Here is a 20,348-nt window from a genome sequence, read left to right as displayed (position 1 = left end):
TATCACACAAGATGTCGTTCCATTTTGCCATCACCTTGTTGAGATATCCTACATCTCTAAAAAAATGGAAAGACAGACACCCCCATCTGTCTTTCCAATCCGGCTTAATCCGGCAACTTAAAGTCAGTTACCGATTCACGTAAAGATTCAGCCATGTTTGCCAATTCAGAAACTGAACGCGCTGTATCAAACGTTGCTGTTGTTGTTTGTGACGTAATTTCCTGTACAACATTCATCGTCGTCGCAATATGACTTGCTGAAGCAGACTGAAGCTTCGCAGCATCAGAAATGCTCGCAATCAGTTTCGCCAAATCACCAGATACGGTCTGAATTTCATCCAGTGCAATCCCTGCATCTTTGGCCAAGTTCGCACCACGCACAACCTCAGAAGTCGTTTGTTCCATTGAAATCACGGCTTCGTTGGTATCTGTTTGAATGGTTTTTACTAAGCTTTCAATCTGCTTGGTTGCTGATGCAGAACGTTCTGCAAGACGTTGTACCTCATCTGCTACAACGGCGAAACCACGACCTGCCTCTCCTGCCATCGATGCTTGAATCGCAGCATTCAATGCCAAAATGTTGGTTTGATCGGCAATATCATTAATCAACGAGACGATGTTACCGATCTCCTGAGATGATTCACCCAAACGTTTAATACGTTTTGAGGTTTCCTGAATCTGCTCACGGATATGATCCATACCTTGAATCGAACGGTTTACAACATGTGCACCATTGGTCGCAATTTTTACAGAACGGTGTGCAACCTCAGCTGATTCAGATGCATTGGCCGATACTTGGTCGATCGACAATGCCATTTCGTTCATCGCAGCTGATGCACCCGCGATCTCTTGTGCTTGATGCTCAGATGCCTCAGCCAACTGGTTGGTAATATTTTGCGTATTCTGTGTATATCGTGCAACTTCTTGCGAGGTGTCGGTAATTCGAGAAACGAGGTCACGTAACTGATCGATCGCAAAGTTAATCGAGTCCGCAATTGCCCCTGTAAAGTCTTCAGATACCGTCGCATAAGAGCGTAAGTCACCGTCCGCCAAATCAGCAATTTCATCGAGTAAACGCAAAATCGCATTTTGGTTACGGTCATACTCATCTTGTAAGCGTGTCACACGTTCTTTATCGGTATTACTACGCAAAGCAAGTAGCTGTAATGCAGAGAAAACCAAGACAGCTAAAGCCAAAATCAAGGCAATACCTGCAAGCACGTTGCCCCAACCACCTTCAGCTTTATCTGACAAAGTCGTTAAAGATGAAAGGAGTGCATCAGATTGAGTGAAAATTTCAGAAGATGCTTGACGTACATGCACGATCTGATTGGCATTTTTCAAGACTGTATCTGCAGCTAATCTTAAAACTGAATCATAGTCTGATTTGATGCTATCGACTGACTCACGCAAGTCAGATGAACCAATACGATCTACACCAAGCTCAGAGCTACCATTTAATTGTGCATTTAAGTAAATACCAAAGGTATCAATATCTGCACCAAAGTCATTGGCAGAAGCATTTGAGTTGTCTGTACCCACTAACACGGAGTTAATAGAACGTAAAATACGCTCGGCAATGAACACTTGGTTTTTAGTGATAATTACCTGACTACTTGGCATATTTTCACGAACCATTTGGTCAACCATCAGGTTATATTCAGCCTGAATCTCAGGAATCGTTTCACTGATTGAAATGTTGGTTTCATAGAGTTGATTAATGACTTCTTCTTGAGACACAATCAAATCAATATGCTTTGCAACAGTCCCCCAAAGCGCATCAACCTTTTTATATTCTTCCGAATTGGTATTATAGCGATTGCCCACAATTTCAAGATTTTCAGCGAATCGCTTTTCCGACTCAACCAAACTTTTCATTGATTCTGATGTGCCTGATGCGGTTGCCTCAGTTGCTTGACGCGAAATCATCTGCGACAACAAGCGTAATTCACCTAAACTTCGAGTCAACTGATTAGAACGCGGCAGACTCACGAATAAATAGATTAAGAGGATAACTGCAAGGACCAAAGCAATTAAGGAGCGATAGATAATTGGTTTTGATTTCTCAGTCTCACCAAATAAACGAGAAAACTGATCCACTTGAGTCCGAATTTTTTCTACAAAAGTTCCGCCCCGTTTCAATCCCGCACTATCACTACCATTCTTCTTTTTAAGTTTAAAGCCCATACCAGCTTCTCCCCGAAATACCTGTTAATTTTCCACAGCGTATTAAATTAGTTTATAAACTTTATTGATGCATTCATGTACTGCGGATTTTTTAATAATCGACTCAGTAAGAACACATGCCATTGCTGATTATGTTGGTGGAAATACCCCTGACAATAGTCTTTTAATTTATTGTCTAGCTCATCCGTTTGAGAGAAAAAACTCTTTTTATTGAAGTGCTGAATTCCCAAGACCTGATCTACGACCAACCCCACATAATGGTCTTGATGACTAATACAAATCACTTTTTGCATTGGAGAGAATTGACTTCGTTGCCCCGAAATAAAATGAGTTAAATCAGAAACTGAAAGCAAGCGTCCGCGGATATTTGCTAGGCCACGCACCCATGCTTGAGTATTTGGTACCGGCGTATATTTCGGAGGATATATCACCTCAGAAATTTCCCCCAATGGTGCAACAAAATATTGCCCGAACATTTCAAATGCGATACCAGACCAACGGCTGACTTCATTTTGACTTGAAGTATATTGTTTATTGCCTCGCTTGGATAAGCGAAGCAACTCGATAAATCCATTTGCTGCCATACTCTATCCCATATTGAGTCATGAAAAGCGGAGTAATGCGAAGACCATATTGAACAACAATCAATTAACTTAATAATTCTTTGATTACGTCTATAAGTTGTTGTTCATCAACTGGCTTCGTCAAATAATCGCTTGCACCTTGACGCTTTCCCCACACTCGATCTGTTGCTTGATCTTTGGTGCTGACAATCACAACAGGAATATGCTGTGTTTCTTTCGCTTTGCTAATCTGGCGTGTTGCTTGAAAGCCATTCATCCCTGGCATAACAACGTCCATAAGCACCAAGTCAGGCAATTCTGCTTGTGCCATCGTAACCCCATCCGCACCATTGGTTGCTTCTAATACATCATAACCGTGCTTCGTTAAAATTTCTCTAAAGCGAAATGTTTCAGTCGGTGAATCATCTACAATAAGTATACGAGCCATTTTGTCCTCAATTTTTAAATTTTATGCGCTAACATGGTTACGGATCGCACTTAACAGCTCATCCTTACTAAACGGCTTAGTCAAATATTCGTCAGACCCCACAACACGCCCTTTCGCCTGATCAAACAAACCATCTTTACTTGAAAGCATAATCACAGGAATATTTTGATAATTTAATGAATTCTTGATCAATGCACAGGTTTGATAACCGTCTAAACGTGGCATCATAATGTCAACAAAAACGATATCAGGATTGGCTTCAGCAATTTTTGATAATGCCTCAAAACCGTCAACCGCAGTAATTACCTCACAACCTTCCCGTTGCAATAAGGTCTCTGCTGTACGACGAATTGTTTTTGAATCGTCAATCACCATCACCTTTAAGTTTTGAAATTTATCTTCCATTTAATTGTTCCGCCCCATTCACTCAATACACACTATATGGTTGGTTTAATTTATTTTATACAGTTTGATATTTTTAACATATCTTTACTTGCATTATCAATGAAGTTTTTTGAACCGATCTATCAGTTTTTCCAAACAACCGCTATTAGCTCACACTTTTAATTAAATTCATATTTTTTTTGCATGCTCACTATTTTTAATTGTATAAATAACCACTAATATACAATTGATTATTATTTAAAAATAAGTGATTTAGTTGACTTTTTACGGGAGATGTAATGACTGATTCGTTAAAGTGCGGTTTCCGCGTTAGACACTTTAAAACGATTGCACGCATTTACATTTGCTCATTTTTTTTATTGTTATCCCCTTACGCTTCATCTTTCGCAGCAGCCGATCAAGCAAAGGCTGTCTGGTATCGCTATTATGATAAAAATGGGATTGCCAACGTCAGTACCTCTGTGTCTCCTGACCATATCCGTTACGGTTATGAAGCGCTTGATCGAAATATGCAAGTCATTAAACGGAATCGACCTTTCAACGCTCTAGCAGATGCTCAACAATCTTCACAACGAGAATCGCTTGCACGTCAACGTGAACAAGATTTGCGCTTGAAACGCGCTTATGGCAGTGTTCAGATTGCAACCGTAAAAAGAGATCAAATTTTAGCAAATCTAAAAAAACAACTCAGCTATCAACAGGAACAATTACAACAATTACAAACGGATAAAATCAGATTTAAACGCCAAGAAATGGAATATCATCGCAAAGGACAAGCGATTCCAGCACAACTCAAAAGCAATCTTACAAACAATACCCAAAATATTGATAACGTCAAAAGAACGGTTGAAAGTCTACGCAACGCTTATCAAAAAACTGAAACTGAATATACGGATATCATTCAACGCCTAAAAAAACTTGAATAAAATCAATGTAAAAAATTATTTAAGCAGTACTATATCTCGATAAAACTGCAGGCTAACTTTTATATTTCTTCAATATTTAAGCCTTCTACAATAGGTTATACTGCGCCAAATTGAATGATTCATGTCATAATGCCAAACGGCTGAAAAGTGGGTGTATTATTTCATCCATTCTTATTGGCTTTTTTTATAACACTTAACTTTAGGACAGTTTCCATGCGCGCAAGCCGCTTTTTATTTGCAACGTTAAGAGAAACCCCAAATGATGCTGAAGTCATTTCACACCAGCTCATGTTACGTGCGGGGATGATTCGTAAATTAGCTTCTGGTTTATACTCTTGGTTGCCCATGGGAACGCGTGTACTAAAGAAAGTCGATGCGATTGTTCGTGAAGAAATGAACCGTTCAGGCGCATTAGAAGTTTATATGCCTGTGACGCAACCTGCCGCGCTTTGGGAAGAATCAGGTCGCTTTGAACAATACGGCCCAGAATTATTGCGTTTCAAAGATCGTCATAACAATGATTTTGTTTTAGGCCCTACGCATGAAGAAGTCATCACCGATTTAGCGCGAAATGAATTAAAAAGCTATAAGCAACTACCATTGAATTTTTATCAAATTCAAACCAAATTCCGTGATGAAATTCGTCCACGTTTCGGTGTGATGCGTTCACGTGAATTCATCATGAAAGATGCTTACTCTTTCCATGCGAATCAAGCATCTTTGCAAGAAACGTATGACGTGATGTATGACACTTATAGTCGCATCTTCACTCGTCTTGGTTTGGACTTCCGTCCAGTACAAGCGGATACTGGTTCGATTGGTGGCTCAGCCTCTCATGAGTTCCATGTACTTGCAGCCAGTGGTGAAGACGATATTGCATTCTCAACTGAGTCAGACTATGCAGCTAACGTAGAAATGGCTGAAGCTGTTTTAGTTGGTGAACGCGCACCTGCTACGCAAGCTTTTGCATTGGTCGATACACCAGATCAAAAAACCATTGCAGATGTTTGTGCATTCTTAAATGCTGATGCGAAACAATCGGTAAAAGCATTGCTGGTACAAGGGATTGCAGATGAGAAAGGCAATATACCTGTTGTTGCCTTATTCTTACGTGGCGATCACGAACTAAATGATATCAAGGCTGAAAAACATCCACTTATTGCTGCACCTTTGACATTTGCAACTGACGAACAACTACAGCAACACGGTTTAATCGCAGGTTTCTGTGGTCCTCAAGGCTTAGTTGAAAAAGGTTTAACGGTGATTGTAGATCGTGCTGCATCAATACTGGCTGACTTTGTTGCTGGTGCAAATGAAGTGGATAAACATGCCACTGGCGTGAACTGGGATCGTGACGCGGAATTCACTGAAGTATTTGACCTTCGTAATGTCGTAGAGGGTGATCCATCTCCAGATGGTAAAGGCACACTGCAAATCAAACGCGGTATTGAAGTCGGTCATATCTTCCAACTCGGTACAAAATATTCAGAAGCTTTAGGCTGCAAAGTGCTTGGTGAAGATGGCAAACCATTTACCGTCACCATGGGTTGTTATGGCATAGGGGTTACACGTGTGATTGCTGCTGCCATTGAGCAGAATTACGATGACAAAGGCATCATTTGGCCTCAAGCGATTGCACCTTTTGACATCGCAATCGTTCCAATGAATGCACATAAATCACCGCGCACCGTAGAAGCTGCTGAAGCACTTTATGCAGAGTTACAAGCACAAGGTTATGATGTACTCCTTGATGATCGTAATGAACGCCCAGGGGTTAAATTCTCTGATCTTGAATTGATGGGTATCCCTCATCGTATTGTGATTGGTGAAAAAGGCTTAGATGCGGGTATCTTCGAGTACAAAGGCCGTCGTGATGCAGAAGCAAGCAACCTTAGTAAAGATGATTTATTGGCAAAACTGACCCGCTAATATTAGTCCATAGAAATCAAAGAAGCCGTTTCAATGAAACGGCTTCTTTATTGGGGATTGGGAAATTTAAACCGTTAAGTCTTTAAGTTTTTCCGACGGACCATTATTTTTGACTGAATCGATTCCTTTATCTCGAGATTGCTCACTGGCATAAAGCTGACTGGTTCCAATCACCTGATGATTTGCAGCCTTTAAATTAAAATAAGCTTTATCATTTTTTGACGTTAATCGCTCATAATGAGCATCATCTGGGCTATTCTTTTGCACTGATGCAATCCCATTCAATGCCGATGCCTTGGTCTTGTATAATTCACTATTTAAAATGACTTCACCATTTCCCGCTTTCAAGACAAAACGATATTGCCCATCGCTTGCCCGACTCACCTCAAACCATCCAGCCATAAATAACCTCTATTATTGGAATTCATATTGTTTTGTTTCTTCCATAATATAAATCAGTCACAACGGTTTAAGTAGATTGTTTTTTGTTCAATTTTGGTAGCTTAAAATTCACTTTTGACATAAAAAAGGAGCATTTGCATGCTCCTAGATAAGATGGTTGGAATTAAACCTTTTTAACAAACTCAGATTTAAGCTTCATTGCACCAACACCATCAATTTTACAATCAATATTATGGCCATCACTCGCATCAGCGACCAGGCGAATTGATTTAACCTTTGTACCAACTTTAACAACTGATGATGAACCTTTAATTTTTAAATCTTTAATGACCGTAACGCTATCACCGTCAACCAAAACATTACCGTTGGCATCTTTAATAATTTCTTGTGCTTCTGAAGCTAGACTATCACCTTCTTTCCATTCATGTGAACATTCAGGACAAATAAGGAGTTCGCCATCTTGGTAAGTATATTCTGATTGGCATTGTGGGCAATTTGGAAAAGACATAAAAAATCTCAAAAGTCTTATTATGAGCGATAGAGGCCATTTTTCAAAATTAAACCGCTTATTGATCTGGGATTTCAGCTTGAATCAACAAACCCAACAAATGAAGTGACTCTTGCCACCCCAAATAACAAGCTTCAACAGGGATAACATCTGGTAGTCCCTCTTGGGTAATATTCACCTCTGTACCCACAAGCACAGGTTTGAGTTGAATGGTCATTTGGATCTCACCTGTCAGATGAGGATCATCGAACTGATCCGTATAGCGAAGCAGTTCATTTTGAACAATTTCGATATACTTTCCACTAAATGAGTGCATGCTCCCTGTAGAAAAATTCGTAAACGACATTTTATAAGTACCGCCAACTTGTGGATCTAAGTGATGCACTTTAGCGGTAAATCCATGAGGTGCCATCCATTTGACTAACGCATCTGGATCTAAGAAGGCTTTAAAAACACGTTCAGGGGGCGCATTAAATACGCGATGTAATCGTACTGTGCCTGGCATCGTTATTCTCCATTGTGGCTATTATTTTACTTGCAGGTTGAGTATCGCAATCTATATCGTCATTGCGATATTTCTAATCTCTTATTTCAACATGAATATCAACAATCAAAAGCTGCTTTTTTGTGAAAAATGGCGCAAAATAACAGTCCATATTTTAGTGACCAAAACGCAGCTTTAGGATCGATCTATGAGTCAGCTTGCTTTTACTGCTTTTAGCTTAAATGGTATAGATGCACAAAAATTTTTACAGGGTCAGGTAACTGTTCACACTGAACGTTTACCAGAGAATGAAAGTCGATACACTGCTATTTGTGATTTAAAAGGGCGTATTCATTTTGGTTTATGGATTAAAAAATTAAATCCAGAAAGTTTTGAACTTGTCATCACACAAGATCAAGCAGAAGAGTTTTCCAAACATATCAAAAAGTTTGGTGCTTTTTCAAAAATGAAATTAGAAGAAATTGGTCAAGTTTTTCCAAATATTGTTGGACATCAAACTGAGTTCTCTCAGACAGAAACCGATGTAAAGACTTGGCAATTACAGGCTATTCAGTCTGGACAAGCTTGGATTACTCAGACAACAGAACATGTGTTTCAACCACAAGAATTACGCCTACATCAACGTGACGGCGTACATTTTGATAAGGGATGTTACTTGGGACAGGAAATTGTGGCGCGCCTTTGGTTTAAAGCAAAACCTAAACACTGGTTACATTTAATTCAAGGAAAAGGTGAAGCTCCCTCTTCTGCGGCTCAAATCACTAAAGATATAGAAGTGGTTAATAGTGTTGCCATTGAAGATGGTTATTTAGCACTTGTGGTGGCAAAACCAGCTGCTCTAGAAGAGTTTGATTTGACAGTGTTGGACTTGCCAGAAGCACTAAGTGGTGATGTGGCGAGACCACAATAAGAGCGCTTAAAAAGCCCTATTAGTAGGGCTTTTTAATTATTTATAAAACAACCTAAAAAATTAAATTAGCACTATACTTATTAAAAAATGAACTAATTATATTTTGACTTTATTTTATAGGAAACTTCTGTGTATACACTCAAATACCTCTTAATTATTACTTTATTGACCTCATTAAATTCGCAAGTAATTTTTGCTAATACAGAGCAAATTAATCAACGTGTAAAACAACTTCCTAGTGAATTAAAGCCAGACTATATCGATAAAACACCTATTTCTAACTTATATAGTCTTTCAAACCCCAGAGGGTCAACATTCATTGATGCTTCAGGTCGATATCTGATTCATGGTAATATTTATGATCTTGAAAATATGCAGAATATCGCCCCAATTAACTATCAAAAACATTATGCTATCAACCCTAAACAACTACCTCTTGCAAACGCATTAAAAGAAGTTAAGGGGAATGGTAAAAGAATTCTATATGTTTTTGCTGACCCAGACTGTCCCGCATGCAGAGTCCTACAGAGTGAACTTGAAAAAGTTGACAATGTAACAATCTATACATTCCCTATGGGATTAACTCATTTACATCCAACGGCGGTAGAAACCTCTAAAAATATTTGGTGTTCAAAGGATCCAGTTAAGACCTGGAAACTTTATTTACTCAATAATATAAAACCGAACAAAAGAGAAAATTCCTGTAATCAACCTATCGATAAAAATATGGAAATTACTAAAAACTATCAAATTAAACATACACCAACTTTATTTAATTCCAAAGGTCATAGAGCTGTAGGTATCCCTGAACTAGAAGATTTAGAAGAATTTATGAATGAGTATTAGAATTGATTTACTATTTGATCGGACGTTTTATTCATCTGTAGTCGTAATCAATCGCGTAGTCCAACTGCTGAACGCATCTTTGCACAAGGGTATGGTCTCCATACCCGATCAGCTGGTACCAGCCGCCACGCTAAACATACAATTTCGCTCAAAGATATACTTTGGGCTGATCAAATCTTTGTGATGGAAATACGACATAAGCAACAAATTAAAGTGAAATTCTCTAAACAGCTCATGAATAAGAAAGTGTTTGTTTTAGATATCCCTGATAATTATCAATATATGGATTCTGATCTAATTGAATTGCTACAACTCACGATGCAGCCTTATATAGCATAACGTTAGCGTTTATTTCCTCATTCATTTTCTCTCCATAAATCCTCCACAAGAATTCTGCAAAATAAAAATATATCCCATTGTTTCCATAAACTTTTATTTAAAAACAGTCAAAAATTAAAGGTATTATTCGGGCATGATATATACAAAATCATCATTTACATTTTTTACCAAACTTTTATGATGTGCACATCAACAAAATATTCTGCTATACAACGGATTAAAGCAGATCGATGCGAAGGGAAAGAAAAATGAAAAAGTTGCTTATAGCCAGTTTAATGATTGTTGCAAGCCACGCCACACTAGCAGCAGACAGCAAAGCTTCAGCCAAAACAGATGTTTTTGCAAAAGCAACCCAACTGTATGAAGCAAAAAACTACCCTGCTGCATTCGCAGAAATGCAACGTCTCGCAGAGTCAGGCAATGCTCAAGCCATCTACAATCTTGGCTACATGACCCAGAATGGACAAGGAACGACTAAAGATGAAAAAAGAGCTTTGCAATATTACCAAGATGCTTCAAATAAAGGCTACGGCAAAGCTAGTTTCACCTTAGCGCAACTTTATCGTCATGGTGGATTGGGTATTACACCGAATACGCCAAAATTCAAAGAGTATTTAGATAGAGCATCAAAACAAGGTTCTGACGAAGCAATCGTGGAAATCGCAACACTATTATTTGCCCAAGGCAAACCAGAAATAGACCAAATTGCGATTCGCCAACTCAGACCATTGATTCAAAAAAACTACTATCCTGCTATACACATTAGGGCTTTATATGATTTAGCGCAAAGTGATAAAAACAAGAATCCTGCGATGCGTCAACAAGCAATCAAAATGATTCAATCCCTTGCCGAAAAAGGCTATGCACCATCATTAATGGCACTAGGTAATATGCTGGCGAATGGCGATATTCTTCAACAAAACTTACCAGAGGCGAAAAAGATTTTTACAGAACTGGCGAGACAGGACATCCCTCAAGCCAAAGAATCTTTGGCAAAAGTAGAACAGATTATAAAAGCCAAAGAACAACAAGCCAAAGCTTCAAAACCGTAGTATTTTATTTTACCCGTAACCACCAAATATCGACTTTTCTAGCAGATATTTGGTGGTGGTCAACAGATTAAAACTGTTTAGTGACTTTAATCCCAGCACCCCAATTGCGCCCATCCGCAGGTTCATAGAAGCGTCCATTGCCATCATTTACAATCACTGAACCGACGTAATTTTTATCCAACATATTATCGACTCGCGCATACGCATTGACGTTCCAATCATTCAATGTCCAGAGATAGCCTGTGTAGGCTGAAACAGTGGTATAACTTGGCGCTGCTTCAGTGTTGGTATCATTCACATAAATTTTGTCATTATACTGCGCATCGACCCCACCATAAAAACCAGTGTTTGGTTTCCATGCCACCGCTGCATAAGCACGTTGCTTCGCAATACCAGGAATCAGATTTCCTGAGGCAATTTCTGCTACAGAGCCAACAGCAGGAACCGTTGAATCAAAAGTTGCATCTAAATAACCATAACTGGCATTAGCCACCAAATCACGCCAAAGTGCTTTGTTCCATGTCAACTCAATCCCTTCACGCAAGGTCTTATCAGCGTTACGAAAGGTCGTGCGTCCATTGCTTGCGCCTGCGGAGACAATGTCGTCTTTGGTCTTGGTTTGGAAAACAGCCAAAGTAAAATCACCAAGTTGATTTTGTGATTTTAAGCCAAGCTCATAGGTATCACTGCTCGATGCATCAAGATCAAAATTAAAACCGCCTACACCATCAGGGCGATAAGCCATTTCAGTAAATGTAGGTGTTTCAAAACCTTTGGCATAACTGACATAAGCCAAAAGTTCAGGAATAACTTGCCAACTTAATGCAATGGATGGAAGTAGCTTAGAATAATCATGTTTGCCACTATCATCACCGTTTACACCAGAAATGTAATGGTCTTTAGATTTGTAATGTACATTACTATAACGAAGGCCCGTATCGACTCGCCATGTCGGTAAAAACTGCCACGATGCTTGTAAATAAGGATCGATATTCCATAAGCTATTGTCTTCGTTACGATGTAAATTACCTTTCACACCATAACTTGGCTGATTACTCATTAAGACAAAGTTTTCATAGCCTTTACGATCTTCATCCATGCTATCAAGTGCAACTCCAAGACTGATGCTCGTATTTGGTAGCAACTCTTTTCCAGTCCAACGGAAATCAGCACCATAATAATTACGATCGAAATCAATCACCCCACCGGCATGACGTGGATTGGCTTGAGCTGATGCAGGTATAGACTGATATTGTGTTACCTGACGATTGCCCCAATACCCCATCACATATAACTCATGCTGATCATTAATTGGCTTCGACCATGTCACCCCAGTTTGAGTTTGTTCAATATCTTTGCGTACATCATAGGTATTATTGGCATCATTAACTTGACGAGGATTTTGCTGCCACTGAGTTTTATTCAATCCTTGAGGGTCGTTTGCATGAATTTTGACGTAATTGGTGATCCAATTAATCTTCGAACCATCGTCAAGATCCCATGTCAGCTTGGCATTGTTGAGCACCTTACGTGCATCACTATGATCACGATAGCCATCAGTATCAAAATATGATGAGCTAATCACATAACTCGGTTCATTGGCATGTTTTGAACCGCCTTGGAGAACTAAACCTGCACGATTTTTATTGTGACTACCACCCGCATAGCTCATTTCGATTGAATCTTTACCCTGTCCCTCTTTGGTCGTTGTCAAGATCGTCCCACCAGAGGAGTTCCCATAAAGGGAGGAAAATGGTCCCGTCAAAACTTCAAGGTGATCTAAACTACTCAAATCAATATTCGAGGTTTGCCCCTGTCCATCAGGCATCGTTGCAGGAATACCATCGGCATAAAGACGAATTCCTCGCACACCAAAAGTAGAACGTGCACCAAATCCACGCATTGATAGCTGTAAATCTTGCGCATAGTTCTCACGGTTATTGAGTTGTAAGCTTGGAATTCCTTTCACAAGTTCAGTTAGATTGACCTGTGCAGACCGTATTTGCTCAGGTGCATCAACGCGAAATACCGAAGCGGGTGTCTGTAGATAGCTTGTATCTGTACGTGTAGCTTCGACTTTAATCGTTGGAAGTTGCACAGGCTTCTGAGTATCAGGCTCGACTGCCCATAGTAAGGAACTGTTTAGCCCCATACTCATTGCGACACAACCGTATAACAGATTAATTTTCCAGAAAGGCATGAAGATTCCTTATTTCTCAAAAAATTGAAACGATGATTTTTAAAAGTAAGCCGCTATTTATTTTATAATTATCTGAATATCATTAATTTTAGCTAAATCAGTCAAAGCTGTTACTGATCTATATTGGCAAATAAAATTAAATATCGACATAATTGTAAGTTAAACATTTACCCTCATTGTATTGTTGTTGAAACAACTTGATCTTATTATGCCCGAACTTCCTGAAGTTGAAACCACCAAAACCAGCCTGTTACCTTTATTGGAACAGCGCGTCCAAGCCGTGAAAGTCTGGAATGCCAGTTTACGTTGGGCGATACCTGATGATATTGATAAGCTGGTTGGCCAACGCCTAATACACCTTTTACGGCGCTCCAAGTATATTTTAGCTGAGTTTGAACATGATCAAATGCTTTGGCATCTGGGTATGTCTGGAAGTTTTCGTTTGTGTCAGCCGAGCGATGAACTAAGAAAACACGACCATCTGGTGATTGATTTTGAAGATTTTCAGCTCCGCTATCATGATCCTCGTCGCTTTGGCTGTATTCTTTGGTTAGATCAAAACAATCAAACTAAGCTCATTGACACACTTGGCCCCGAGCCGTTAAGTGATGATTTTAATTCGTCATATCTTTTAGAAAAACTAAGCAAAAAAAATGTCGGCATTAAAATTGCTTTAATGGATAATCATATCGTGGTCGGTGTAGGCAATATTTATGCGACTGAAAGCCTATTTAATATCGGCGTTCATCCAGCACAACCTGCGTCAACCTTAACCAAAGTTCAAGTGGAAAAGTTGGTGATTGAAGTCAAACGAATCTTGCAACAAGCCATTGATTTAGGTGGTTCGACTTTACGTGACTATAGCAATGCGATGGGTGAAAATGGTTATTTTCAACAAACCCTTTTGGCATATGGTCGAGCTGGCGAGATGTGTGTTAACTGTGAGACGACCTTAGAGAACCTAAAACTGGGACAACGTGCAAGTGTTTTTTGCCCACAATGCCAACCATTGAAACTGAAAAAAGCATAGTTTTTTTAAAGGAGAACAGCGCATGAAAACTGCTATTGTTCGACATATCTTAGTCAAAGATAAAGACATGGCTGAACAATTGAAAAAACGTATCCATTCTGGTGCTGATTTTTCAAAAATTGCGAAGCAATATTCAACCTGTAATTCAGCCAAACGTGGTGGCGAGTTAGGCGAAGTCAAAAAAGGACAGCTTGTTCCTGTTATAGATAAACTGGTTTTCAGCGCTGCTGAACGCGTCTTACATGGTCCGATTAAAAGTCAGTTTGGTTTCCACTTGATCGAAATCAAATTTAGAATGTGAATCAATAACCAATTCTAAAAACACAAAGGCTTGTGTAATGCTTTACTCTCGGCTAACCGAAAGAACAATTGCAGTAGTATCGCCATAAGCAATCGATTCAAAGCAAGTTTAAAGAACTTGTAAAGTTTGGCAAAAGAATCCATAAAAAATGGCAACTTATAAAATATCAGTTGCCACTCATTCAACTATTTCACTTCGTTCAATTTATACATACTGGCAGATTGTAAAGAAGAAATAGTTAGTACACACCTGCTTTGGTGCTGGTGTTGGTGTTGGTGTTGGTGTTGGTGTTGGTGTTGAAGATGTTAAACCATCAACTGCTGCACTCAAGTTCAGACGTGGAAAACGTTGATTCGTACGATGATCGGTCACCAATGTTCCTGTATTCTTCAAACGGTTTACAATGTCATCTAAGCTAGCATTTGGTAAGGCATTATTTGCAAGCAACACAGCAACTGCGCCCGCAACATGTGGAGCTGCCATGGATGTACCACTTTGGGTATACCCCCCTGCCGTAATCGGTGCTCCTGGCGCCAATAAAGTTAAATTTGATGCACTATTACTGAAGCAAGTTACTTTATCCATATAGGTCGACTGATCTGAGCAATTTTGATAACCCCGTCCTCCAACATTTGCATCATAAACAGCGCCAACACTGACTGCACCAGCTGTGCATGCTGGATATGAGATACCATTGGTATAAGCATCATTACCAGAAGCAACCACAGGGATTACGCCCGCATTACGTAATTTTTGGAATGAATTAGTCAACGATGAAGAAGTACAAGTTGATGAATATCTTGTTGAATTACCCAAACTCAAGTTAGCCGACTTGATATTGAGAGTTTCCGCTTGATTCGTCACCCAGTTTAAAGCCGAAATAATATCGCTATCATAGGCACTTCCGCCACGAAATACATCAAGAGCAACAATTTTAGCCTCAGATGCAACACCAGCAACAATTGAAGATACATTTGAACCATGACCATTGTCATCCAATGAGTTATCTTCTGGTGCAAAATCAAGTGCATAGCTGACTCGACAACTAGCTGGCGTGCCAGGTGCAGTACAACTTCCTAGATCGGGATGTCTATAATTTGCACCTGTATCTAAAACTGCAACTGTTGTACCCGCACCTGTAAAGCCTTTATTTTTGGCTACAGGTTGACCAATTTGGTTTAAACTCTGTGACAATGTGGCTTTGGATACACGGTTCGGATAGACCGCTTTGACATTTGGATTATTTAATAAATTCACCAACGCATTACGATTTTGTATACGATAAAAACTAATAGGTAAGGCATTGTAATCACGCAACAACTGAACACCCGAGTTTTGTTGTGCAAATTGATTAGATATCATTTGTTTTTGTTGTTGGAAATACTTCCTTAACTGTGCCGCAGTCAAATTTTGGTCTGCATCGTTATAATATTCAATAATCAGGTCATTCGATGCATTTTGTAATAATGCATTGATGTCAATTTTACCCTGTTGAATTTTTTGTTTAGCAGCATTACTCAATTGCGCATTTGCAGCCTGCGGTGAAATTTGCGCTTGTACATTACTAGCCCCAAACGATAACCCCATGCATAGCGCTAACAGAATCTTTTTGTAAATCATAAACATTTTCCTTTTTTTTTGCTTGTTTTAACAAATTATGTTGATCAATTTGGTTCAATAATTTGGTTGCCTACATCGGTTTCTGGATCAATCGGTTGAATGCTCATATCACTTTTAGTATCAACCAACTCATTGTCACCCGAAGTACTAGTGGCAGCCTGTTCAACATTAGAAGCTAACTGAGTTGGATGACTTGCGAAGGCATTTTGATCGTTTGGAGCACTTTGTGATGTTGTATCTATTGGATACATATTGACCGAAACTGACGTTTCGTTAGTTGGTTTAAAATAAACAACCAGTGCAATCACCAAACCAAACATAATGACAATACTTAAGATAACTTTCATCTTATTATTCATAGCTCTGTTCACTTCTATTTATTTGCTTGAATTAAATTGCGTTTACAATCCGTACGCAATCAATAGTTAAAAATTAAACAGCGACTGCCATTTATTGTCTAGATATGACATAAATTATTAATGTGAATGCCCTCACAAAAGATTTTCTTTCTTTGATTTAAATTAATCAAAATTACAAAAAAAATTTATTTTTAAATTTGAAATGTTATAACGTAAAAAATAGCCCATTTTTCTTAGAAAAATTTTTATAATAAGCAGGTCGGCAAACTAGATGATTTTTCAAGTATATTGGCGCACTCTCAACCTCATACCAACAACTATTATTTGACATATTTTAGTCAAAGATAAAGATATGGCTAAGCAATTGAAAAAACGCATTCATTCGGGTGCTGATTTTTCAAAAGTTACCAAACAATAAATATTCAACCTGTAATTCAGCCAAACGTGGTGGCGAGTTAGGCGAAGTCAAAAAAGGAAGCTTGTTCCTGTTATAGATAAACTGGTTTTCAGTGCTGCTGAACGCGTCTTACATGGTCCGATTAAAAGTCAGTTTGGTTTCCACTTGATCGAAATCAAATTCCGTATGGATGGGGTGAGGTAATCAGAATTGGGCTTAAATTTAAGCACCCAGAAACTGAAATAATTTTCAGTCTTGCGCTTTCATCACATAGGTCCATGCCAGTATTCTTTCACCCGAAATTAGATATACTTCAGTCTGTACCCGTTGGTATTGCATTCCTTCAAAATCGTCCAGCATTTGCCAATTTTCTTGTAATTTTTCAGTGCTAAATAAGTAGCCTGCTACCAAAGCATCTTTTTGGTTTAATACAATTGCAGGTAAGCCTTTATCTGGTCCCCAATCTAAAATATGTACTGTGCCATGCACAAAGGCTTGCTGCCAGTCTCCCCCAATTCCACCGAGAATATGCGCATTTTCTCGATTTGGACATAAAGTACCGTAGACGAACAATCGATTCATTTTTGTCTCTTTCTCCCTCATATTTGCATAGCATCTTAGAATGAAGTTGGCTATTTTCCTAGATGCTTAAATGACCATCAAATCTATATCGCCAGCTCTCCCCGAAACGAATAGCCATAAAAAACGGCATCTTAAGTGCCGTTTTTTGTTTAAAGCTAATTTAGCCCTGTTTTTTTAGCTCATCACGAATTTCACGTAACAATTGAACATCTTCTGGTGTTGGCGCTGGTTCTGCTGGTGCAGCTTCTTCTTGTTTGCGTAGACGGTTCATCACCTTAACTAATAAGAAAACCACCCATGCCAATAATAAGAAGTTAATCAATACTGTAATGAAATTACCATACGCAAACACATTTAAACCGGCTTCTTGGGCTGCTGCAAGATTACTAATACTATTCGGGTTATCTCCCAATACGACAAACCAGTTGGTGTAGTCGACATCGCCACCCAATATCCATGAGATAATTGGCATCAAAAGATCTTTGACCATTGAATCAATGATTTTACCAAAAGCCCCACCGATGATCACACCAATGGCGAGATCCATTACATTGCCTTTTACAGCAAATTCTTTAAATTCTTGAATAATACTCATCTTAACTCTCCAGAGTTGAATTTTGTCGTGCCCTGTTTTTGCATTGTTTATTACACAGGCACAGCGACCAGCCATATAGTTGATAATTTAATATTTTTTCAAAAAAATGAAAGTTATTTCACACTTTAACAACATATTTTATTTTAATAAAAAGATGAATTTAAGCACGCTCGTTGTTTTATGTTTTGCAATAAAAAACCGCTAAATAAATTTAGCGGTTTTTCACTTTTCTGTTAAAAAAATTATTTACCACGGTTACGCTTACGTTCGCCTTCAGTAAGATAACGTTTACGAATACGAATAGATTTAGGTGTTACTTCAACTAATTCATCATCTTCAATGAATTCAAGTGCCTGTTCAAGCGTGAATTCAATTGCAGGAACTAAGGTTAACGCTTCGTCTGTACCAGATGCACGTACGTTGGTTAACTGTTTCGCTTTAGTCGGGTTAACAGCCATGTCGTCAGAACGTGAGTTAATACCTACGATCATACCTTCATAAACTTCTAACTGTGGTTTAGCAAATAAACGACCACGGTCTTGCAATGTGAACAATGCATAGCCCAAGCATACGCCTTGAACCATAGAAACTAGAACACCGTTTTGACGTTGTGCGACAGTACCTTGTTTTGCAGGACCATAATGCGAGAAGCTTGACGTCATGATACCCGTACCAGAAGTCATGGTTAGGTATTCTGAACGGAAACCAATCAAACCGCGTGAAGGAACAGTTGCCTCAATACGCATACGACCTTTGCCGTCAACTTCCATATTGGTCATTTCGCCTTTACGGAAACCCATTTGTTCCATAACGAAACCTTGATGCTGTTCTTCAACGTCAAAAGTCACGTTTTCGAATGGCTCGTGTTTCACACCATCGATTTCTTTCATGATCACTTGTGGACGTGATACGCCCATTTCAAAGCCTTCACGACGCATGTTTTCGATCAATACAGAAAGATGAAGCTCACCACGACCAGACACTTTGAAACGGTCTGGACTGTCAGTATCTTCTACACGAAGTGCAACGTTATGAATCAATTCACGATCAAGACGTTCACGAATGTTACGTGATGTTACAAACTTACCTTCTTTACCAGCAAACGGTGAATTGTTTACTTGGAATGTCATCGAAACAGTTGGTTCATCGACAGACAATGGTGGTAAAGCTTCAACCGCTTTCGGATCACAAATGGTGTCAGAAATGTTAAGTGCATCGATACCAGTTACACAAACGATGTCACCAGCGTTTGCTTCGGTAATATCAACACGTTCTAAACCATGGTAACCCATAATTTTTAAGATACGACCATTACGCGTCTTACCTTCTTTATCGATTACAGTTACTTGTGTGTTCAATTTAACTGAACCACGTTGAATACGACCAACACCGATTACACCAACAAAACTGTTATAGTCAAGTGAAGAAATCTGCATTTGGAATGGACCATCAACATCTACTGCTGGTGGCTCAACGATATCTACAACGGTTTGGAACAATGGCGTCATATCGTCAGCAAGTTCTTCAGGTGAAGGACCAGCAACACCACGAAGACCTGATGCATAAACGATTGGGAAGTCTAACTGTTCGTCAGAACCACCAAGGTTATCAAATAAATCAAATACTTGATCGATAACCCAGTCACAACGTGCGCTTGGCTTGTCAACTTTGTTGATAATCACGATTGGCTTCAAACCACGCGCAAAGGCTTTTTGTGTCACAAAACGAGTTTGTGGCATTGGACCTTCTTGTGCATCAACCAAAAGTAATACGCAATCGACCATCGACAAGACACGTTCTACTTCACCACCGAAATCGGCGTGTCCCGGGGTGTCAACGATGTTGATGCGATACTCAGTGTTTGTGCGTGCATCTAACCATTTGATTGCAGTATTTTTTGCAAGAATGGTAATACCACGTTCAGACTCAAGCGCGTTAGAATCCATAACACGTTCAATCTCGCCTGCGCGATCACCAAGAGCACCTGATTGTTGTAAAAGTTTGTCTACAAGAGTCGTTTTACCATGATCGACGTGCGCAATAATGGCAATGTTACGGAGAGTTTTAATATCTGACATGTATAATTCAATACGCTTTAAATTTGAGGGCAAATTATACAGAAAAATATTACGCTTTAGTAGTGACAGTTTATTGACAGACAACTTTTTTTCTGACGAATTGCAATCGAATCGTTGGTAAAATAGTCCAACTCTATTAGAATATTCCACTAATGCTTATCGCTTTT

The 20,348-nt window shown here is 39.1% G+C and carries 21 protein-coding genes and 1 pseudogene; 9 read left to right on the top strand and 13 right to left on the bottom strand.

Annotated features, from left to right (window positions below):
• Window positions 1-104: 104 nt before the first annotated feature.
• The 4 genes from F903_RS05770 to pilG form a co-directional block, all read right to left on the bottom strand.
• The gene (locus F903_RS05770; protein ID WP_005195414.1) at window positions 105-2,186 is read right to left on the bottom strand and encodes a methyl-accepting chemotaxis protein; all 2,082 of its coding nucleotides are present in this window, start codon (window positions 2,184-2,186) and stop codon (window positions 105-107) included.
• Between the two features lie 47 nt (window positions 2,187-2,233).
• Window positions 2,234-2,770 carry a chemotaxis protein CheW gene (locus F903_RS05765; protein ID WP_004669427.1) on the bottom strand — a complete coding sequence of 179 codons (537 nt, stop codon included), beginning with the start codon at window positions 2,768-2,770 and terminating at the stop codon, window positions 2,234-2,236.
• A gap of 64 nt (window positions 2,771-2,834) precedes the next feature.
• The gene (locus tag F903_RS05760) at window positions 2,835-3,197 is read right to left on the bottom strand and encodes a response regulator (RefSeq protein ID WP_004669429.1); all 363 of its coding nucleotides are present in this window, start codon (window positions 3,195-3,197) and stop codon (window positions 2,835-2,837) included.
• Window positions 3,198-3,218: 21 nt separating this feature from the next.
• Window positions 3,219-3,602, bottom strand: coding sequence for a twitching motility response regulator PilG (gene pilG, locus F903_RS05755; protein ID WP_004640629.1), 384 nt, complete (start codon window positions 3,600-3,602; stop codon window positions 3,219-3,221).
• Window positions 3,603-3,880: 278 nt separating this feature from the next.
• Between pilG and F903_RS05750 the strand changes: the two genes are divergently transcribed.
• Together F903_RS05750 and F903_RS05745 are read left to right on the top strand one after the other, a co-directional pair.
• Entirely contained in the window at window positions 3,881-4,528 is a 648-nt protein-coding gene (locus F903_RS05750) for a hypothetical protein (protein ID WP_004669432.1), read from the top strand.
• Between the two features lie 213 nt (window positions 4,529-4,741).
• The gene (locus tag F903_RS05745; protein WP_005195410.1) at window positions 4,742-6,457 is read left to right on the top strand and encodes a proline--tRNA ligase; all 1,716 of its coding nucleotides are present in this window, start codon (window positions 4,742-4,744) and stop codon (window positions 6,455-6,457) included.
• A 66-nt stretch (window positions 6,458-6,523) separates the two neighbouring features.
• Here F903_RS05745 and F903_RS05740 read toward each other — a convergent pair whose 3' ends face one another.
• The 3 genes from F903_RS05740 to F903_RS05730 all read right to left on the bottom strand — a co-directional run bounded on the left by F903_RS05740 (window position 6,524) and on the right by F903_RS05730 (window position 7,872).
• Entirely contained in the window at window positions 6,524-6,859 is a 336-nt protein-coding gene (locus F903_RS05740) for a YegP family protein (protein WP_005195403.1), read from the bottom strand.
• 163 nt (window positions 6,860-7,022) lie between these two features.
• A complete protein-coding gene (locus tag F903_RS05735) occupies window positions 7,023-7,367 on the bottom strand; it encodes a zinc ribbon domain-containing protein YjdM (protein ID WP_004669437.1) in 345 nt (114 codons plus the stop codon).
• Window positions 7,368-7,425: 58 nt separating this feature from the next.
• Complete coding sequence (locus tag F903_RS05730) at window positions 7,426-7,872, bottom strand: SRPBCC family protein (protein WP_005195402.1); 447 nt, start codon at window positions 7,870-7,872, stop codon at window positions 7,426-7,428.
• 187 nt (window positions 7,873-8,059) lie between these two features.
• Here F903_RS05730 and F903_RS05725 point away from each other — a divergent pair, with 187 nt between their 5' ends.
• From F903_RS05725 to F903_RS05710, 4 genes are all read left to right on the top strand, one after another.
• Window positions 8,060-8,782 carry a CAF17-like 4Fe-4S cluster assembly/insertion protein YgfZ gene (locus F903_RS05725; protein ID WP_005195401.1) on the top strand — a complete coding sequence of 241 codons (723 nt, stop codon included), beginning with the start codon at window positions 8,060-8,062 and terminating at the stop codon, window positions 8,780-8,782.
• A gap of 129 nt (window positions 8,783-8,911) precedes the next feature.
• On the top strand, window positions 8,912-9,628 hold the full coding sequence (locus F903_RS05720; protein ID WP_005195400.1) for a DsbC family protein: 717 nt from the start codon (window positions 8,912-8,914) through the stop codon (window positions 9,626-9,628).
• A gap of 33 nt (window positions 9,629-9,661) precedes the next feature.
• Window positions 9,662-9,967 (top strand): low molecular weight protein tyrosine phosphatase family protein, encoded by a 306-nt coding sequence (locus F903_RS16810; RefSeq protein WP_034594927.1) that lies wholly within the window; start codon window positions 9,662-9,664, stop codon window positions 9,965-9,967.
• 248 nt (window positions 9,968-10,215) lie between these two features.
• Complete coding sequence (locus tag F903_RS05710; RefSeq protein WP_005195399.1) at window positions 10,216-11,019, top strand: tetratricopeptide repeat protein; 804 nt, start codon at window positions 10,216-10,218, stop codon at window positions 11,017-11,019.
• A 67-nt stretch (window positions 11,020-11,086) separates the two neighbouring features.
• On the opposite strand, the gene F903_RS05705 is transcribed toward F903_RS05710, so the two are convergent.
• Window positions 11,087-13,219 carry a TonB-dependent receptor gene (locus F903_RS05705; protein ID WP_005195398.1) on the bottom strand — a complete coding sequence of 711 codons (2,133 nt, stop codon included), beginning with the start codon at window positions 13,217-13,219 and terminating at the stop codon, window positions 11,087-11,089.
• A 208-nt stretch (window positions 13,220-13,427) separates the two neighbouring features.
• On the opposite strand from F903_RS05705, the gene mutM reads away from it, so the two are divergent.
• Both mutM and F903_RS05695 read left to right on the top strand, forming a co-directional pair.
• Window positions 13,428-14,249, top strand: a complete 822-nt coding sequence (gene mutM, locus F903_RS05700; RefSeq protein ID WP_005195397.1) for a bifunctional DNA-formamidopyrimidine glycosylase/DNA-(apurinic or apyrimidinic site) lyase — start codon at window positions 13,428-13,430, stop codon at window positions 14,247-14,249.
• Window positions 14,250-14,271: 22 nt separating this feature from the next.
• Window positions 14,272-14,550 carry a peptidylprolyl isomerase gene (locus F903_RS05695; RefSeq protein WP_004669452.1) on the top strand — a complete coding sequence of 93 codons (279 nt, stop codon included), beginning with the start codon at window positions 14,272-14,274 and terminating at the stop codon, window positions 14,548-14,550.
• Between the two features lie 204 nt (window positions 14,551-14,754).
• On the opposite strand, the gene F903_RS05690 is transcribed toward F903_RS05695, so the two are convergent.
• A complete protein-coding gene (locus F903_RS05690) occupies window positions 14,755-16,170 on the bottom strand; it encodes a S8 family peptidase (protein ID WP_005195395.1) in 1,416 nt (471 codons plus the stop codon).
• A 44-nt stretch (window positions 16,171-16,214) separates the two neighbouring features.
• On the bottom strand, window positions 16,215-16,517 hold the full coding sequence (locus F903_RS05685) for a hypothetical protein (protein WP_228128680.1): 303 nt from the start codon (window positions 16,515-16,517) through the stop codon (window positions 16,215-16,217).
• A gap of 487 nt (window positions 16,518-17,004) precedes the next feature.
• Between F903_RS05685 and F903_RS16950 the strand changes: the two are divergent.
• Window positions 17,005-17,130, top strand: a pseudogene (locus F903_RS16950) (peptidylprolyl isomerase); the annotation flags it as partial.
• A gap of 45 nt (window positions 17,131-17,175) precedes the next feature.
• Here F903_RS16950 and F903_RS05680 read toward each other — a convergent pair.
• The 3 genes from F903_RS05680 to typA form a co-directional block, all read right to left on the bottom strand.
• Window positions 17,176-17,508 (bottom strand): gamma-glutamylcyclotransferase family protein, encoded by a 333-nt coding sequence (locus F903_RS05680; RefSeq protein WP_005195393.1) that lies wholly within the window; start codon window positions 17,506-17,508, stop codon window positions 17,176-17,178.
• Between the two features lie 160 nt (window positions 17,509-17,668).
• The gene (gene mscL / locus F903_RS05675) at window positions 17,669-18,103 is read right to left on the bottom strand and encodes a large conductance mechanosensitive channel protein MscL (RefSeq protein ID WP_004640655.1); all 435 of its coding nucleotides are present in this window, start codon (window positions 18,101-18,103) and stop codon (window positions 17,669-17,671) included.
• Window positions 18,104-18,345: 242 nt separating this feature from the next.
• Entirely contained in the window at window positions 18,346-20,181 is a 1,836-nt protein-coding gene (typA, locus tag F903_RS05670; protein WP_005195392.1) for a translational GTPase TypA, read from the bottom strand.
• Window positions 20,182-20,348 lie beyond the last annotated feature (167 nt).

Source organism: Acinetobacter sp. NIPH 298 (assembly GCF_000369505.1).
Lineage (GTDB): Bacteria > Pseudomonadota > Gammaproteobacteria > Pseudomonadales > Moraxellaceae > Acinetobacter.
Note: the sequence above shows the minus strand (reverse complement) of the source record. Positions and strands in the feature narration are given on the sequence as shown.

Coding starts and splice junctions, on each gene's coding strand:
- F903_RS05770 (WP_005195414.1), bottom strand. CDS start 2,186: ATGGGCTTTAAACTTAAAAAGAAGAATGGTAGTGATAGTGCGGGATTG.
- F903_RS05765 (WP_004669427.1), bottom strand. CDS start 2,770: ATGGCAGCAAATGGATTTATCGAGTTGCTTCGCTTATCCAAGCGAGGC.
- F903_RS05760 (WP_004669429.1), bottom strand. CDS start 3,197: ATGGCTCGTATACTTATTGTAGATGATTCACCGACTGAAACATTTCGC.
- pilG (WP_004640629.1), bottom strand. CDS start 3,602: ATGGAAGATAAATTTCAAAACTTAAAGGTGATGGTGATTGACGATTCA.
- F903_RS05750 (WP_004669432.1), top strand. CDS start 3,881: ATGACTGATTCGTTAAAGTGCGGTTTCCGCGTTAGACACTTTAAAACG.
- F903_RS05745 (WP_005195410.1), top strand. CDS start 4,742: ATGCGCGCAAGCCGCTTTTTATTTGCAACGTTAAGAGAAACCCCAAAT.
- F903_RS05740 (WP_005195403.1), bottom strand. CDS start 6,859: ATGGCTGGATGGTTTGAGGTGAGTCGGGCAAGCGATGGGCAATATCGT.
- F903_RS05735 (WP_004669437.1), bottom strand. CDS start 7,367: ATGTCTTTTCCAAATTGCCCACAATGCCAATCAGAATATACTTACCAA.
- F903_RS05730 (WP_005195402.1), bottom strand. CDS start 7,872: ATGCCAGGCACAGTACGATTACATCGCGTATTTAATGCGCCCCCTGAA.
- F903_RS05725 (WP_005195401.1), top strand. CDS start 8,060: ATGAGTCAGCTTGCTTTTACTGCTTTTAGCTTAAATGGTATAGATGCA.
- F903_RS05710 (WP_005195399.1), top strand. CDS start 10,216: ATGAAAAAGTTGCTTATAGCCAGTTTAATGATTGTTGCAAGCCACGCC.
- F903_RS05705 (WP_005195398.1), bottom strand. CDS start 13,219: ATGCCTTTCTGGAAAATTAATCTGTTATACGGTTGTGTCGCAATGAGT.
- mutM (WP_005195397.1), top strand. CDS start 13,428: ATGCCCGAACTTCCTGAAGTTGAAACCACCAAAACCAGCCTGTTACCT.
- F903_RS05695 (WP_004669452.1), top strand. CDS start 14,272: ATGAAAACTGCTATTGTTCGACATATCTTAGTCAAAGATAAAGACATG.
- F903_RS05690 (WP_005195395.1), bottom strand. CDS start 16,170: ATGATTTACAAAAAGATTCTGTTAGCGCTATGCATGGGGTTATCGTTT.
- F903_RS05685 (WP_228128680.1), bottom strand. CDS start 16,517: ATGAAAGTTATCTTAAGTATTGTCATTATGTTTGGTTTGGTGATTGCA.
- F903_RS05680 (WP_005195393.1), bottom strand. CDS start 17,508: ATGAATCGATTGTTCGTCTACGGTACTTTATGTCCAAATCGAGAAAAT.
- mscL (WP_004640655.1), bottom strand. CDS start 18,103: ATGAGTATTATTCAAGAATTTAAAGAATTTGCTGTAAAAGGCAATGTA.
- typA (WP_005195392.1), bottom strand. CDS start 20,181: ATGTCAGATATTAAAACTCTCCGTAACATTGCCATTATTGCGCACGTC.